The following is a 17335-nucleotide window of genomic DNA, read 5'->3' as shown; positions in this document are numbered from 1 at the left end:
AGTTGGGTGGTGAGGTCGAAGGGGGTTGCGGCCAGGGTGGCGATGTGGGTGTGGGCGTCGGTTTCGGTGTCGACGGTCCGGGTGTGGAGGGGGACGAGGCGAGGGGTGGCGGGTCGGATGTTCTGGTGGGGTTCGCCGTCGGTTTCGGGGAAGAGGGTGCGCAGGGTCTCGTGGCGCTCGACGACGTCGTCCAGGGCGGCCTGCAGGGCGGTGGTGTCCACGGCCTCGGTCAACCGCAGCACCACCGGCATCGCATAGGCACTGGTCCCGCTCTCCATCCGGTTGAGGAACCAGAGCCGGGACTGCGCGAAGGAGAGCGGGATGCGTTCCGGTCGCTCGGCCGGGACCAGCGGCGGTAGCACGGCGGCGGGCGCGGCCCCCGCCACGCGTGCGGCCAGCTCCGCCACGGTCGGCGCCTCGAAGAGGTCACGGATGCCCAGTTCGGCGCCCAGCTCGGTGCGGACGGCCGCGACCAGGCGCATCGCCGACAGGGAGTGGCCGCCCAGGTCGAAGAAGTCCTCGTCGATGCCCGGGTCGCGCTCGGTGCCCAGCACCTCGGCGAAGATCCGGCAGAGGGCGGCCTCCCGCTCGTCGCGCGCGGCCCGGCCGGGGGCGGCCTTCTGGCGGGGCGGAGCGGGCAGCGCCCGCCGGTCCAGCTTGTTGTGCGCGGTCAGCGGCAGCGCGTCGAGCACCACCAGCGCGGACGGGACCATGTAGCCGGGCAGCGCCTTCGCCAACTCGGTGCGCAGCGCGGCCGGTTCGACCTCGGCGCCGGGCGCCGGGACCAGGTAGCCGACCAGCTGCCGGTCGCCCGGCCGGTCCTCGCGGACCACCGCCGCTGCCGCCGCCACCGGTTCCAGTGCGGCCAACGCGGCTTCCACCTCGCCCAGTTCGATCCGGAAGCCACGGATCTTCACCTGGTCGTCCAGCCGTCCGAGGAACTCGATCGTGCTGTCCGCCAGCCGGCGGGTCAGGTCGCCGGTGCGGTAGAGCCGGGCGCCGGGCTCGCCGAACGGGTCCGGGACGAAGCGCTCGGCGGTGAGCCCCGGGCGGCCCAGGTAGCCGCGGGTCACCTGGGCGCCGCCGATGAACAGCTCGCCCGGCACCCCGACCGGCACCGGCTCGCCCCGGCCGTCCAGCACGTACGCCCGGACGTTGCCGAGCGGCCGGCCGATCGGCACGGTCGGGGTGGCGGCGAGCTCCTCGGCCCGCGGGTGGTGCGTGGTCACCCCGACCGTGGTCTCGGTGGGGCCGTAGTGGTTGAAGACCTCGCACCCGGCCCGGCCCAGCACGTCGCGGACGAAGGTGCTGGTGGAGCCCTCGCCGCCGAGGATCAGAGCACGGCGGGGGAGCACCCGGTGCTCGCCGCCCGGGCCCTCCAGGGCCGCCAGGTGCGAGGGGCTGATCTTCAGGTAGTCGATCGCGTGTTCGGCGAAGTAGGCCGCCAGCCGTCGCCCGTCCGAGGCGGTGTCGGCGTCCACCATGTGCAGCGTGCCGCCGCCGAGCAGCGCGGCCGACAGCACCGTGACGCAGGAGTCGAAGGTGAACGGCTGCACCATCGCGTACCCGGCCTCGGGCGCCAGGGCCAGCGCGGACACCACGGCGGTGCGGTAGTTGAGCACCTGCCGGTGCTCGACCACCACGCCCTTGGGGCGCCCGGTGGAGCCGGACGTGAACAGGACGTAGGCGGCCTGGCCCGGGTCGACGGCCACCTCGGGGGCGGTGCCGGGCAGTGCGTCGAGGGCCAGCTCCTCCACCACGACCGCCTGCACGCCGGCCGGCAGCCGGTCGGCCGAGGCGGCGCGGGTGATCACCACGGGGGCGGCGGTGTCGGCGAGCATCATCGCCATCCGCTCCTGCGGCTGGGCCGGGTCGATCGGTACGTAGCAGCCGCCGGCCTTGAGCACGGCCAGCAGTGCCACCACGGTCCAGCTGCCGCGCTCCAGGCAGATGCCGACCGGGGTCTCGGCGCCGATGCCGAGCCCGCGCAGATGGTGGGCCAGCCGGTTGGCGAGCCGGTCCAGTTCGGCGTAGCGGTGGGTGCCGTCGGCGCCGACCACCGCGACGGCCTGCGGGGTCCGGGCGGCCTGCTCGGCGAACCGGCCGTGGAAGGTGCCGGCCGGTACCTCCAGGGAGGTCGCGTTCCAGCTGTCCAGCACCAGCGTGCGCTCGGCCGCGGTGAGCAGCGGCAGCCGGCCGACCGGGCGGTGCGGGTCGGCGCAGGCCTCGCGCAGCAGGGTGGCGTAGTGGGCGAGCAGGCGCCCGGCGGAGCGCTCCTCGTAGCGGTCGGTGCGGTGCACCAGGGTCAGCACCAGGGTGGCGCCGGTCTCCGAGACGGTGAAGGTCAGGTCCCGCTTGGCGTCGGCCGGGCCGGCGCCGTCGAGCGGGCGCAGCACCAGCTCACCGGGTGGCGCGGCGGCGGACCCGGCGCCGTACCCGGAGCCGGTGTCGGAGCCGGCACCGGGTACGTCCTCGGGAGCACCGCCCGGGGTGGCCTGGTCGAGCACCAGCATGGTGCGCGCCAGCCCGTCCGGGGATCCGGCCCGCAGCCGCGCGGCCAGCTGCTCGAAGGGCACCTCCTGGTGGTGGAGGTCCCGCCGGGTCGCCTCGGCGGCCCGGTCCAGCAGCTCGGCGAAGGTCGGCTCGCCGGAAACGTCGCCGCGCAGCAGCAGGGTGTTGACGAAGCAGCCGACCAGGCCTTCGAGTTCGGTGCGCTCGCGGCCGCCGACCGGGGTGGCGACCACCGGGTCCTCCCCGCAGCCGTAGCGGTGCAGCAGCGTCTGGAGGGCGGCCAGCGCCACCGTGAAGAGCGTGGTCCGGTGCCGCGCGGCCAGGGCCCGCAGGCCCGCGGTCACGTCGGCGGGCAGCTCCAGGCTGTGCGAGCCGGCGCCCGCACCGCCCTCGGGGCGGCCGGTCGCGGTGGCCGGCGGCGGGGTGTCGGTCAGGCCGGACAGCCGCTGCTGCCAGTAGTCCAGGCTCTCCCGGTACGCGGCGCCGTCGAGGCGGCCGCGCTGCCAGGCGGCGAAGTCGCCGTACTGCACCGGCAGCGGCGGCAGTCCCGCACCGGCGGTCGGTCCGTCGGCCGACCGGTAGGCGGCCGCGACCTCGCCCAGCAGCACGTTCACCGACCATGCGTCGACGGCGATGTGATGGACCGTCAGTACGAGGACGTGATCCTGCTCGCCGGTGCGCAGCAGCGCGGCCCGCAGCAGCGGGCCGGAGGCCAGGTCGAAGGGGGTGTGCGCCTCCTCGGCCAGCCGCTCGCGCACGCGCGCCTCGGCGTCGGCCGTCGACCGGAGGTCGGTCACCGGCAGCTCGAACCCGGCCTGCTCGTGCACCAGTTGGACCGGCGAACCGTCCGGACCGGCGGCGAAGGTGGTGCGCAGCACCTCGTGCCGGGAGATCACCGTCCGGAACGCCCGGGCCAGCCGCTCGGTGTCCAGCGGTCCGGTGCAGGCGACCGCCATCGGCACGTTGTACGCCGCCGACTCCGGGGCGAGCTGCTGGGCCAGCCAGATCTGCTCCTGGGTGAAGGAGAGCGGCACCGGTGCCCCCGGGGTGCGGCGCGGCACGCCGGCCGCGGCGGCCGGGCGCCGGGCCAGCCGCTCGCGCAGCCGGGCCTCCAGCCGGGCCCGCTGGTCCGGCGACAGCTCGGCGATCCGACGGGCGGTGTCGGCGGCCGCGCCGCCGGCGGCTCCGGCGGTGGCGGTGGCCTCGGCGGCGCGGCCGCTCGACGACGCGGCGGTGGCGGACTGGGTGGTGCTCACGGTGCTCTCCCCGGAGAAGGTCGGGCCGGCCCGAAGGCGCTGGTCGGAAGGCGGAGTTGGGGCAGTGGCGGCGGTGGCGGGCGGGCCCGGCGGTGCGCGCTCGGAACGGTCAGAACAGGACGCGGGAGCCGGCGGCGGCCCGGGCGTCGCGGGACTTGCGCAGGTCGCGGGCCACGTTGACCCGCTTGAGCCAGCGGTCGGTGCCGTCGAAGCGCGCGGCGAAGGAGCTGCGGCCGTGCACCGCCCGGTAGTTGTCGACGAAGACGATCTCGCCGGGGGCCAGGGCGGCGCCGCCGAGCCGGCGGTCGATCTCCGCGGAGAGCCGCCGGAGCGCGCCCCGGGCCTCCTCGTCCAGCCGGTCCAGGTCCATGAAGTACGGGTCCAGGCAGAGGTACGGGTCGCTGGGCGAGCCGAACAGCACCGGCACGGGCGCGGCGTCGTCGCGCATCCGCTTCAGCCGGTCGTACGCCTGGTCGAGCAGTTCCGCACCGCCCGCGAGCGCCCGGCCGGGCCCGCTGTCGAGCATCTGCAGGTGGGAGTTGTCCGGCAGCATGTAGAACCGCGGCTCGGCGAGCACCCGCCGGTCCTCGGCGGAGATCTCCAGGTCCTGCACGCCGACGAAGGTGGTCGGCACCCGGTCCGGGTTGCGCAGGCAGAGCAGGCCCACGTAGTCGCCCCGGTAGGGGTGGAAGGCGTCCTCGACGTGCCAGAAGATGGTCTGGTTGCTGCCGGTGCCGATCTGCTCGTCCTCGTGGCCCTTCACCGGCAGGACGTCGTGCACCAGGTAGCCGTCCTGCTGGGTGGCCCAGGCGACCGGCTCGCCGAGCAGGGCCCCGCAGAGCAGCAGGAAGATCTCCTCGCGCAGCGCCGGGGAGACTCCGGTGCGGTGCTGCCAGTGCGCGGGGGTGGCACCGATCCGGTCCTGGTCGACCCGGTAGCCGGAGACCACACAGGCGCCGGCCGGCTCGTGCAGCCGGAAGTCGGTCAGGAAGCGGCGCAGGGCGATCGGCAACCGGTGGGACTGGACGGCCAGTTCGTCCTGGAGGGCCTGGTCCTCGACGCTGCCGTGCCGGTCGGCCAGTTCGTCGAGCAGGGCGGCGACCGCGTCGGCGTCGGCGGGGTCGAGAGCGAGGGTGTGCATCGGTGTCACCTCGGTGGTCGGTGGTGCGGGAGGGCTCGGCGGAGCCCGGACGGAAGGGCTGCGGGGAAGGCCGGCGGCGGGGCCTCAGCCGGCCGCGGGCAGCAGCGCGGCAAGCCGGTCGAGGCCGGCGGCCAGCTCCGTGGAGGAGCCGCCGAAGCCGAGCCGGATGTGCTGCGGGGCGCCGAAGCAGACGCCGGGCACGACCAGCACGCCGTGCTCGCGGTCGAGCCGGTCGGCGAACGCGGTCACGTCCGCGACCGTGGTCAGCTCCGGGAAGGCGGTCACCCCGCCGGCCGGCAGGTCGGCGCGCACCCGGTCGCGGTGCTCGGCCAGCCAGTCGGCCAGCACCGCGCGGTTGGCGGTGGCCTGGGCCAGCCGGGGGCGGAGCAGCTCGTCGGCGTGCCGGACGGCGTGCGTGGCCACTGCCTCGACCAGCGGGGAGAGCGCCAGGCTGGTGTAGTCGCGGCGGCGCACGCAGCCGGCCAGCACCTCCGGCGCGGCCAGCGCCCAGCCGACCCGCAGGCCCGGCAGGCCGTACGCCTTGGAGAGCGTGCCGAAGGAGATCGCCCGGGGGTAGCCCGGGGCCGGGTCGGGCAGCGGCTCGCGGTCGTAGACCAGGTGCTGGAAGGCGTTGTCCCAGGCGAGCCAGGTGCCGTACCGGGCGCAGGCGTCGACGACGGCGGCCTGCTGGTCCGCGGTGACCGTGGCGCCGGTCGGGTTGTGCGGGAAGTTGACCACCACCATGGCGGTGTTCGGGCCGATCAGCGCGAGCAGCTCGTCCTCGTTGGTGACGACGCCGTGCGCGGTGCGCATCGCCCAGGGGACGATCCGGCAGCCCAGCGAGGCGGCCACCTCGACCAGCGCGTGGTAGGCGGGCGCCTGCACCACCACCTCGTCGCCGGGCTTCAGCAGCGCCTGCATGACCAGGTAGACGGCCTCGCTGGAGCCCTGGGTGGCGATCACCGAGCCGGGGTCGGTGCCGTGCCGCTCGGCGAGGGCGGCGCGCAGCGGCTCGCCGCCCAGCGAGTGGCTGTCCCGGAACATGATGCCGCCGAGCGAGGCGGCGTCGGTGCCGGCCAGGGCGAGGACCTGGTCGACGGTGTAGTTCTCGACACCGCTGCTGCTGATGTCGTAGGTGGTGGTGAAGTACCGCTCGCGGAGCCAGTCTTCGAGCAGGGCGGGGGCGATGGTCACGGGTTCCTCCGGAAGGTGGATCGGGTGGGTGGTCGGGCCGGGGTCAGGCGGAGGCGAGGCCGTCCTCGGCCTCCAGTTCGGCGAGCAGCTGAGCCAGGTCCTCCGGGTCGGTCCCCTCGGCCTGGAGCTGCACGACCCGCAGGGCCAACTCGGCGACGGTGGGCGCCTCGTAGAAGACCCGCAGGGGCACCTCGACCTGGCAGGCCTCGCGCACCCGGGCGGCGAACCGGGCGGCCAGCAGCGAGTGCAGGCCCAGGTCGAACAGGTTGTCGTGGATGCCGACGGCCGCCAGGCCGAGCAACTCGCCCGCCAGCTCCGCGATCTCCCGCTCGGCGGGGGTACGCGGGGCGACCGCCGCGCCGCCGGCCAGCTCGGCCCGGCCGGGTCGGGGCAGCGCGCCGCGGTCGAGCTTGCCGTTGCCGTTCAGCGGCAGCGCGGGCAGCAGCACGATCGCCGACGGCACCAGGTACTCGGGCAGCCGCTCGCGCAGTGCGGCGCGCAGCTCGAAGGCGTCCGGCGCGGCACCCGGGGCGGCGACCGCGTAGCCGACCAGGCGCTTCTCGCCCGGCTCGTCCTCGCGGACCACCACCGCCGCGGCGCCGACCCCCGGCAGCTCGGCGAGCTGGGCCTCCACCTCGGCGGGCTCGATCCGGTGGCCGCGGATCTTCACCTGCTGGTCCGCGCGTCCGATGAACTCCACCTCGCCGTCGGCGCGGTGGCGCGCCAGGTCGCCGGTGCGGTAGAGCCGGGCGCCGGGTGCGCCGAACGGGTCCGGGACGAAGCGCTCGGCGGTCAGGCCGGGGCGGCCCAGGTAGCCGCGGGCCAGGCCGGCGCCGCCGAGGAACAGCTCGCCGGGGGAGCCGATCGGCACCGGCTGCCCGGCCGGGTCCAGCAGGTAGACGGTGGTGTTGGGCAGCGGGCGGCCGATCGGCAGGCCGTCGCCGCCCACCGGCTCGTCGCTCACCCGCCGGGTGGCCGAGGTGCAGGTGACCTCGGTGAGCCCGTACACGTGCACCAGCGGCACCCCGAGGCGCTGCCAGACAGCCAGCCGGTCCCGGCGCACCCGCTCGCCGCCCATCGCGACGAACCGCAGGTCCGGCGGGAGTGTGGCGCCGGTGCGCTCCAGGTCGGCGGTCCAGTCGTGCCAGTAGGCGGTGGTCAGCTCCAGGCCGGTGATCCGGTGCTCCGCCAGGTAGCCGGTCAGGTCGACGCCGCGGGCCAGCAGCCGGGTGCCGGGCAGCACCACGGTGGCGCCGGCCGCCAGGGCCGGGAACAGCTCCTCGACCAGCACGTCGAAGCCGGTGGAGGCCAGCTGCAGGAAGCGGTCTCCGGGGGCGAGGCGGAACTCCTCGGCCATCGCCAGGGTGAAGTTCACCAGGCCCCGGTGGGTGAACATCGAGCCCTTGGGCAGGCCGGTGGTGCCGGAGGTGAAGAACACGCAGGCCAGCGACTCCGGTTCGGTCGCCGGGGCGGGGCCGGCCGGCCCCGTCACGCCGTCCGGTGCGTCGATCGGTTCCACCGGCCGCCCGGCCAGGAGCGGGTGGTCCGTGGCGCCGTCGGTGAGCACCAGCCCGGCGTCGGAGAGCTCCAGCAGCCGGCGCAGCCGCGCCTCGGGCAGTTCCGGGTCCAGCGTGGTGAACGCCGCGCCCGCCTTCAGCACCCCGAGCAGGGCGGTGACCAGCTGCGGCGTCGGGGACGCGTGCACCGCGACCACGCTTCCCGGGCCGATCCCCAGCCGCCGCAGCCGTGCCGCGCAGCGCTCGGCGGCGGCCTCCAGCTCGGCGTAGCGGGTCGTACGGCCCTCGTGCTCCAGCGCCGGGGCGTCGGGCGTGCGAGCCGCGGCCGCCGCGACCAGGTCGTGCAGGCCGCCGGCCGGGACGGCGCGGGCGGTGTCGTTCCACCCGGTGAGCACCGTGCGGCGCTCCTCGTCGTCGAGCAGCGGCAGCGCGGACAGCACGGTCCGCGGTGCCCCGGCGGCGGCCGACAGCAGCACGCCGAAGCGGTGCGCGAGGCGGGCGATGCCCGCCGCGTCGAACAGGTCCGTCGCGTACTCCACCGTGAAGGCCAGCCGCCCGTCCTGCTCGACGGCGGTGAACATCAGGTCCATCAGACAGGAGCCGGTCCGGGCCTCCAGCGGCTCCACGCGCAGCCTTGCGAAGCCGGCCCGCGGCGGGCGGGCGCTCTGCAGCGTCAGCATGGTCTGGAACACCGGGTGCCGGGCGGGGTCGCGCTCCGCCCCGACGGCGTCCAGCACCTGCTCGAACGGCACCTCCTGGCAGTCGAAGTCGGCCAGCGCCCGGTCCCGGGTGCGCTCCAGCAGCTCGGCGAAGGCCGGGTCGCCGGAGAGGTCGCCGCGCAGCGCCAGGCTGTTGACGAAGCAGCCCACCAGGCCGTCCAGTTCCTGCTGCCCGCGGCCGGCGACCGGGGTGCCGACCAGGACGTCCTCGGCGCCGGAGAGCCGGCCCAGCAGCGCCTGGTAGCCGGCCAGCAGCACCATGAACAGGGTGGCGCCGTGCCGGGCGCCGAGCGTGCGCAGCCGCTCGGTCAGCTCCGCGGGGAGCTCGAACTCGTGCACCGCCCCGGCCAGGCTCGGGATGGCCGGGCGGGGCCGGTCGGTGGGCAGCTCCAGCACCGGCAGCGGCCCGGCCAGCCGCTCGCGCCAGTGCGCCAGCTGCCCGGTCCAGCGGCCCTCGGCGGCGCGGTCGGCCTGCCAGCGGGCGTAGTCGGCGTACTGCACCGGCAGCGGCGGCAGCTCCCGGCCGTCGTAGAGCGCGCCCAGGTCCTCGACCAGTACGCCCATCGACCAGCCGTCGAGCGCGATGTGGTGGATCACCAGCACCAGCACGTGCTCGGCCGGTGCCACCCGCAGCAGCAGGGCGCGCAGCGGCACCTCGGCCGCCAGGTCGAACGGGCGGGCGACGAAGGCGTCGACGACCGCCTGTGCCTGCTCGCCCTCGGCGAGGTCGCGCACGGTCAGCGGTGCCTCGCCGACCGGCAGCACCCGCTGCTCCGGCACGCCGTCCACCTCCGGCAGCACGGTGCGCAGCACCTCGTGCCGGGCCGTCAGCGCGCGCAGCGCGGCGGCCAGCGCCGCCGGGTCCAGCTCGCCGCCGATCCGCACCGCGGTGGGCACGTGGTAGGCCGGGTTGCCGGGGGCGAAGCGGTCGAACAGCCACATCCGCTGCTGGGCGAAGGAGAGCGGCAGCGGACGGCTGCGGTCCGCCGGGACGACCGGCGGCAGCGCAGCGGCGCCATCGTCCGCAGGGCCATCGTCCGCAGGGCCGCCGTCCGCCGGGCCGCCGTCGGCGCCGGCCGGGGAGCGCAGCCGCTCGACCAGTTCGGCCTGGGCGGCCACCGTGACGGCGGCGAACACCTCGCGCAGCCGCAGCTCGACGCCGAACTCCGTGCGCAGCGCGCCGACCAGCCGGTTGGCCAGCAGCGAGTGGCCGCCGAGGGCGAAGAAGTCGTCCAGCACGCCGACCTCGGGCAGCTCCAGCAGCCGCTGCCAGATCGCGGCGATCGCGGCCTCGGCGGCGGTGCGCGGGGCGAGCCGGTCGGCCGCGCCGGACGCGGCGGCCGGCTCGGGCAGCGCGGCCCGGTCCACCTTGCCGTTGGGGGAGAGCGGCAGGGCCGCCAGCTCCGTCCACAGCGCGGGCACCAGGTGGCCGGGCAGCCGCTCGCGCAGCCAGGCGGCCAGCTCGGCGCCGGACGCCGGCGCGCCGGTGGCGGTGGGCACCCAGTACGCGGCGAGCCGCCGGTCGCCCGGGGCCACCTCGCGGGCGACCACGATCGCGTCGGTCACCGCCGGGTGGCCCTGCAGCACGCCGGTCACCTCGCCCGGCTCGACCCGGAAGCCGCGGATCTTGACCTGGTGGTCGGCCCGGCCGAGGAGCTCCAGCTCGCCGTCGGCCCGACGGCGGGCCAGGTCGCCGGTGCGGTAGAGGCGCTCGCCCGGCACCCGGCCGTAGGGGTTGGGCACGAAGCGCTCGGCGGTCAGGCCGGGGCGGCCCAGATAGCCGCGGGCCAGCCCCTCGCCCGCCACGCACAGCTCGCCGGGCACACCGGCCGGCACCGCCCGCAGCAGCCCGTCCAGCACCAGCAGCCGCTGGTTGGGCAGCGGGCGCCCGTACGGGACCGGGGCGGTCGGGTCGGCGTCCTCGGGCACCGGGTACTCGTTGTTGCAGAAGGCGGCCTCGGCCACCCCGGCCGAGTTGACCACCCGGCAGCCGGGTGCGGCGGCGCGCAGCCGCGGCGGCAGGGCGGGCGGCAGTACGTCCCCGCCGATCAGCGCGGCGCGCAGGCTCTTCAGCGGCAGGCCGTGCTCCTCCGCAGCGGCCAGCATCGCCTCGGTGCCGGCCGGGCCCATCGACCAGACGGTCACCCGGTGGCGGGCGACCAGCTCGGCCCAGTGCCGCGGGTCGCGGGCGGACTCCGTGGCGGGGAAGACGGCGGCGGCGCCGGTCAGCAGCGGGGCCAGGCAGTCGTGCACGGCCGGGTCGAAGCTCGGCGAGTGCAGCGCGACCATCCGGTCGCCGGGCCCGAAGCCGTGCGAACGGGCCAGCCCGGCGAAGGTGTTGACGATGGCGCGGTGGGCGACGGCGACGCCCTTGGGGCGCCCGGTGGAGCCCGAGGTGTAGACCAGGTAGGCCAGATCGGCCTCGCCGGCGCGGGTGCGGCCGGCGGTGGCCCGGCTGGTGGAGCCGTCCGTGGAGCCGTCGTCCCCGCGGCCGAACTCCGGTCCGTCCGCGGCGATCTCCTCCAGCAGCAGCACCTCGGTGCCGGCCGGCAGCGCGCCCGCGGTGGACCGGTTGGCGAGCACCACGGCCGGCCGGGCGTCGGCGAGCATGAAGGCCAGCCGGTCGGCCGGGTAGGACGGGTCCAGCCCGAGGAAGGCACCGCCGGCCCGCAGCGTGCCCAGCATGGCGGCGCTGAGCCCCGCCCCGCGCTCCAGGCAGAGTGCCACCGGGACGTCCGGTCCGACGCCGCCCGCCCGCAGACGGTGGGCGATCCGGCCCGCCCAGGCGTCCAGCGTCCGGTAGTCGACGGAGCCGGCGTCGTCGACCACCGCGACCGCCTCCGGGGTCCGGGCCGCCTGGCGGGCGAACAGCTGGTCCACCCGCAGGCCGGCCGGGAGCTCGCCGTCGGTGTCGTTCCAGCCGTGCAGCTCCTGCTCCAGCTCTTCCGGGGTGAGCATGGGCAGAGCGGACAACCGGGTGCCCGGCGATCGGACGCCGGCGGTCAGCAGGGTGGTCCAGTGGCCGAGCAGCCGGGCCACCGTCGGGGCGTCGAAGAGGTCCCGGGCGAACTCGGCGAAGCCGGTGAAGCAGCCTTCCTCCTCGGCCAGTTGGAGGTCGAGGTCCAGGTGGGCGCTGTCCCGCGCCACCGCCACCGGCTCGACGTCCAGGCCGGTCAGCGCGGGCGTGACGGCCGGCGCGTTCTGGAGCACGAAGCCGACCTGGGCCAGCGGGTTGCGCGACAGGTCGCGGCTGGGCGCCAGTTCCTCGACCAGGCGGTCGAAGGGCAGCTCCTGGTGCTCGAAGGCGTCCAGCGCGGTGCCCCGCACCCGCTCCACCAGCTCGGCGAAGCTAGGGTCGCCGGCCAGCGAGGTGCGCAGCAGCACCGTGTTGACCAGCGCGCCGACCAGCAGCTCCGTCCCCGGCGGGCGGGTGGCGGGCCCGGTCGCCACCACCACCTCCGCGGTGCCCGCGTGCCGGGCCAGCACCGCCTGGAAGGCGGCGAGCAGCACGATGTACGGGGTGGCCCCGGCGGCCCGGGCGAGGTCGCGCACCGCCTGCGAGGCGGCCGCGTCCAGCCGCACCGGCACGGTCGCGCCGCGGAAGCTGCGCACCGCCGGGCGCGGGCGGTCGCCGGGCAGCTCCAGGGCCTGCGGCGCACCGGCCAGCCGCTCGCGCCAGTGGTCGAGCAGCCGGTCGCCGAGGCCGCCGTCCAGCAGGGCCTGCCGCCCGGCCACGTGGTCGGCGTAGCGCAGCGGCAGAGCGGGCAGCCGCGCCGGCCGCTGCTCGGCCAGGGCGGCGTAGCACTCGGAGAGTTCGGACATCAGCAGGCCGAAGGACCAGCGGTCCACCACGATGTGGTGCAGCACCACGACCAGCAGGTTCTCCTGCGGCCCGAGGGCGATCAGCTCGGCCCGCAGCAGCGGCCCCTTGGCCAGGTCGAACGGCTGCTCGGCGAGCCGGCCGGCCAGCTCCCGGACCTCCGCCTCGCCGGCGCCGGCGGCCTCGGTCACGCCCAGCTCGAAGTCGCGGCGCGGCAGCACCAGCTGGACCGGGACGCCGCCGCGGGCCGGGAAGACGGTGCGCAGCGCCTCGTGCCGGTCGACCAGCAGCTGGAAGGCCTGCCGGAGGTGGTCGGTGGCCAGCGGTCCGCGCAGCCGCAGCGCGGCGGTGGTGTTGTAGACGCCGCTGGGGCCCTCCAGCCGGTCGATCAGCCAGAACCGGCGCTGGGCCGCGGAGGCCGGCAGCATCTCGGCGGTGCGGGGGGCGGTGGCCACGGGGTGCTCCTTCACGGGGGCGGGGTCGGGGTCGGGGATGGGGCTGCTGGTGGCGCTCGGGGTGCGCGCGGCGGCGGTCACCGGCCCCCGCCCATCAGCTCCGCCAGCTCCTCGGCGGACAGGTCGTCGAAGCCGTCGGCGCCGGCCGGGACCGCCTCGCGCGCCGGGGCGGGGGCCGCCTCCGGGGCCTGGGCGGCCGGGGCGCGGCGCACCGCCTCGGCGTACTCGCCCAGCACGGGGGCCTCGAACAGCGCCCGCACGGGCAGGGCGCGGCCCAGCGACTCGCGGACGGCGGCGGTCACCTGGACCGCCAGCAGGGAGTGGCCGCCGAGGTCGAAGAAGTCGTCGGCCAGCCCGATCCGGGCCACGCCCAGGGCGGCGCTCCAGATCTCGGCGAGCGCCCGCTCGGTGTCGTCGCGGGGCGCGAGCAGTGCGGTCGAGCCGGTGGACCAGTCCGGGGCCGGCAGCGCGGCCTTGTCGAGCTTGCCGTTGGCGGTCAGCGGCAGCGCGTCCAGCGTGACGAAGGCCTCCGGGACCATGTACTCCGGCAGCCGCTCCCGCAGGTGGGAGCGGAGCACGGGCACCAGGCGGCGGGCGGCGCGGCCGCGGTGCGGGTCGTTGGCCCAGTGCGGCCAGGGCAGCTGCGCGTCGTCCCCGGCGGGCGGCAGCGCGGTCTCCGGCTCGGTGCCGGCCGGTCGGAACGCGGCGTCGAAGCGACCCAGCGGGTCGCCGGCCGCCCAGCTGAGCTCCACGGCGTGCCCGTGGCGGTCGGCCAGCTCGCGCAGTTCCTGCGGGTCCAGTGCGGCGGGCCCGTCGGCGTCGACGGTATCCGTGGTGGCCTCGCCCGGCCGGGCGGCGAGCCGCGCGGCGGTCCGGGCGTCGGCGTGCACCCGGGCGTTGGGGATGCCGGTGACCACCAGCGGGGAGCCGTCCAGCAGCGCCCGCAGCTCGCCGCCGGTCCACGGCACCGTGCGCACCGTGGGGGCGACCGGTCCGGTGTCCAGGTGCAGGACGACGTCGTAGCGGTAGCGGGTCATCTCGTTGCGGTCGTGTCCGGGCTTCGGGAGGACCTCCACCCGGCCGATCCGCGGGATCTCCCGGCGCAGGGCCGCGAAGAAGCGCGGGTCGAGCAGGAGTTCGTCCTCCTGCCGGACGGCCTGACGGACCTGCCGGGCGAGCTCGGTGTCGCCCGCCCCGGCCGGCAGGCCCGGCTGCAGCACCGACACCTGGAAGGCGTCCAGCAGGGCCAGGTGCCGGACGTCGCCGACCACCATCCGCCCGCCCGGGGCCAGCAGCGCGGCGGCCCGGGTGAGGACCTCGACCAGGTAGCCGGCGCTCGGCAGGTACTGGGCCACCGAGTTGACGACGACGGTGTCGAACCCGCCGGCCGCCAGGTCGTCCAGCTCGTGGCCGGCGCGGCGCAGCAGCCGGACGTGCTCCCAGTGCGCCGGGAGGTGGCGGCGGACGTGGGCGACCGCTTGGTCCGACAGGTCGAGGGCGGTGTACTGCTCGCAGTCGCCGGCCAGCCGGAAGAGCAGCAGGCCGGTGCCGCTGCCGATCTCCAGCACCCGGCGCGGGCCGGTGCGCCGGACCAGCGCGACGGTGTCCTCCACCCAGCGCCGCATCTCCTCGGCCGGGATCGGCTCGCCGGTGTAACTGCTCGTCCAGCCACGGATGTTGAACGTCGGGTCGGCGCCGCCGACCTGCTCGTACTGCTCGTAGGCGGTGTCGAAGACCGTCCGCCACTGGGAGACCTGCTGATCGTCCTCAGTGCGGTCCGCCGGTTCCTCGGGCGATCCGCCGTCCTCGGGGACGAGGTAGGCGACCAGGCCGGTGCCGCCGCCCGGGGCCTCGCGGGGCAGGACGGCCGCGTGCCGCACGCCCGGGTGGGCGCCCAGCTCCGCCTCGATCTCGCCGAGCTCCACCCGGTGCCCGCGGACCTTGACCTGCTGGTCGATCCGGCCCAGGTACTCCAGCGTCTCCTCCGGCAACCGGCGGGCCAGGTCGCCGCTGCGGTACAGCCGCTCGCCGTCGCCCAGCGGGGAGGGGACGAACCGCTCGGCCGTCAGGCCCGGCCGGCCCAGGTAGCCGCGGGCCAGGCCCGGCCCGCCGACGCACAGTTCGCCGGGCACGCCGGGCGGTACGGGCTCGCCGCGCCGGTCCAGCAGGTGCACCGACAGATCGGCGAGCGGGCGGCCGATCACACTGCCGGGGGCGGCCAGGTCGGCCGGGCCGAGCGGGTGCGCGGTGACGTGCACGGTGGTCTCGGTGATGCCGTACATGTTGACCAGCCGCGGGCCGTCGGGGTGCCGGGCGGCCCAGGCGCGCAGCGCGCCGGGTTCCAGGGCCTCGCCGCCGAACACCACGTGCCGCAGCGCGAGCGGAGGGTGCGGCGTGTCGGCCTCCGCCTCGGCCTCGGCGTCGGCGAACTGGCGGAAGGCGGTGGGCGTCTGGCTGAGCACCGTGACGCCCTCCGCGCGCACCAGCGCGTGGAACGCGGCGGGGCTGCGCCGGGCCTCCGGCGGCACCACGGCGATCCGGCCGCCGTGCAGCAGCGCGCCCCAGATCTCCCAGACCGAGAAGTCGAAGGCGGCGGAGTGGTACAGCGACCAGACGTCGTCCGGCCCGAACGGCACGTCCGCGGCGGCCGCCTCGAAGAGCCGCAGCACATTGGCGTGGGTGAGCAGTGCGCCCTTGGGGCGCCCGGTGGTGCCCGAGGTGTAGATCACGTACGCGAGGTGGTCCGGTCCGAGCGGGGCCGGCTCCAGCGGCTGCCCGGCCGCCGGCTGCCCTGCCGTCGGCTGGTCGACCGCCAGCACCGGCACGCCGTCGGCCGGTTCGGCGTACTCCGGGTCGGCGACCAGGGCCACCGCGCCGGAGTCGGCCAGGGTGTGGGCGAGCCGGTCGGCCGGGTGGCGGGGGTCGAGCGGGACGTACGCGCCGCCGCTCTTCAGGATGCCCAGGATGCCGGTGACCAGCCGCACCGAGGGTTCGACGCAGATCGCCACCCGGCTCTCCGGCCCCACCCCCAGCTCGCGCAGCCGCCGGGCCAGGACGTCCGAACGGCGGTCCAGTTCGGCGTAGCTCAGGCTCTCCGCACCGCAGTTGACCGCGATCGCCGACGGGCGCAGCCGGACCTGCTCGGCGAACGCGGCCGGCAGGCTGCGCGCCCGCGGCGCGGCGGCGCGCCGGGCGGCGCCGGCGGCCAGCTCGGCGTCGCGCCCGGCCGTGTCCAGCAGCGGCAGCGCGTCCAGCCGGGTGTCCGGGGCGGCGACCGCGGCCGCCAGCAGGTGCAGCCACTGGTCGACGAACCGGCGCACGGTGCGCTCCTCGTACAGCTCGGTGCTGTAGTCGGCCAGGCCGGTCAGGCCCTGCGGGGTCTCGGTGACCTGGAGGTGCAGGTCGAACTTGGCGGTGCCGGTGTCCACCGCGGCCACGTCCATCCGCAGCCCGGGCAGCTCGATGGCGGTCTCCGGGGTGTTCTGGAGCACCAGCAGCAGATTGGCGAACGGGGTGCGCCCGCCGGCGTCGCGGTCCGGCCGGACCTCCTCGACGATCCGCTCGAACGGCACGTCCTGGTGGGCGTACGCGGCGAGCGCGGACTCCCGGACGCGGCCCAGCAGTTCGCGGAAGGTCGGGTTGCCGGAGAGGTCGGTGCGCAGCGGCAGCATGTTGACGAAGAAGCCGATCAGGCCCTCGGTCTGCGGGTGGTTGCGGTTGGCCACCGGCGAGCCGACCACCAGGTCGCTCTGCCCGCTCCAGCGCTGCGCCACGGCAGTGAAGCCGGCCAGCAGCGCCATGTAGAGGGTGGCGTCGTGCTCCCGGGCCAGCGCGGTGAGCCGGGTGGCGAGGTCACCCTCCAGCTGCCACGGGAAGCAGGCGCCGGCGAAGCCCTGCCGGGCGGTGCGCGGCCGGTCGGTGGGCAGGTCCACGGTGCTGGGCGCCCCGGTCAACCGCTCGCGCCAGTGGGCCAGCTGGTCCTCCAGCGCCTCGCCCGACACCCGCTGGTGCTGCCAGAGTGCGAAGTCGGCGTACTGCACCGGGAGTTCGGGCAGCTCGGCCGGCTCCGGCAGGCGGGACGGCGTACCGTGGCCGGCCGGCTCGGCGGCGTCGGGGCGGTAGTGGTGGGCCAGTTCGCGGACCAGGATGTCCAGCGACCAGCCGTCCGCCACGATGTGGTGCACGGCGAGTACCAGCAGGTGCTCCTCCTCGGCCAGCCGGGCCAGCCTCCCGCGCAGCAGCGGGCCGGCGGCCAGGTCGAACGGGCGGCGGCTCTCCTGCTCGGTCAGCTCGGCGAGGGCGGTCTCCCGGGCGTCGGCGGGCAGCGCGGACAGGTCGGTCAGCGGCAGCGCGACCTCGACCCGGGCGTGCACGACCTGCTCGGGCCGGCCCTCCTCGGCGCGGAAGGTGGTGCGCAGCGCCTCGTGCCGGTCCACCACCCGGCCCAGCGCCCGCTCCAGTGCGGGGACGTCCAGCCGGCCGGTCAGCCGGACGGTGCAGGCGATGCTGTAGAGCGGGCTCGGGCCCGCGAACTGCTCGACGAACCACAGCCGTTGCTGGGCGAAGGAGAGCGGCAGCCGGGCGGTCCCCGCGGGGCGGGGGGCGATCAGGCCGGCGGCGTCGGTACGGGCGAGGCCCTGCTGCTGGAGCAGCTTGGCGAGCAGGCGGCGCTTCTCGGTGGAGAGTGCGGCGCGCTGGGGTGACTGGCTCATGCGTGGTCCC

The 17335-nt window shown here is 76.5% G+C and carries 5 protein-coding genes; all 5 read right to left on the bottom strand.

The features are described from left to right. The coding region (locus ACIPSC_RS36425) for an amino acid adenylation domain-containing protein (RefSeq protein WP_400833767.1) at nucleotides 1–3767 on the bottom strand (3767 nt) is incomplete at its 3' end. Between the two features lie 109 nt (nucleotides 3768–3876). Continuing rightward, nucleotides 3877–4908 carry a guanitoxin biosynthesis L-enduracididine beta-hydroxylase GntD gene (gntD, locus tag ACIPSC_RS36420; RefSeq protein WP_400833762.1) on the bottom strand — a complete coding sequence of 344 codons (1032 nt, stop codon included), beginning with the start codon at nucleotides 4906–4908 and terminating at the stop codon, nucleotides 3877–3879. A gap of 84 nt (nucleotides 4909–4992) precedes the next feature. Next, on the bottom strand, nucleotides 4993–6102 hold the full coding sequence (gene vioD / locus ACIPSC_RS36415) for a capreomycidine synthase (RefSeq protein ID WP_400833757.1): 1110 nt from the start codon (nucleotides 6100–6102) through the stop codon (nucleotides 4993–4995). A gap of 43 nt (nucleotides 6103–6145) precedes the next feature. Then, a complete protein-coding gene (locus tag ACIPSC_RS36410; protein ID WP_400833754.1) occupies nucleotides 6146–12613 on the bottom strand; it encodes an amino acid adenylation domain-containing protein in 6468 nt (2155 codons plus the stop codon). A gap of 77 nt (nucleotides 12614–12690) precedes the next feature. Continuing rightward, nucleotides 12691–17325, bottom strand: coding sequence for an amino acid adenylation domain-containing protein (locus tag ACIPSC_RS36405; protein ID WP_400833750.1), 4635 nt, complete (start codon nucleotides 17323–17325; stop codon nucleotides 12691–12693). Between the last annotated feature and the right edge of the window lie 10 nt (nucleotides 17326–17335).

The organism is Kitasatospora sp. NPDC090091 (genome assembly GCF_044747365.1).
Classification (GTDB): Bacteria; Actinomycetota; Actinomycetes; order Streptomycetales; family Streptomycetaceae; genus Kitasatospora.
Note: the sequence above shows the minus strand (reverse complement) of the source record. Positions and strands in the feature narration are given on the sequence as shown.

Excerpts from the sequence above, each read along its gene's own strand:
- ACIPSC_RS36405 (WP_400833750.1), bottom strand. The coding sequence starts at position 17,325 with ATGAGCCAGTCACCCCAGCGCGCCGCACTCTCCACCGAGAAGCGCCGC.
- gntD (WP_400833762.1), bottom strand. The coding sequence starts at position 4,908 with ATGCACACCCTCGCTCTCGACCCCGCCGACGCCGACGCGGTCGCCGCC.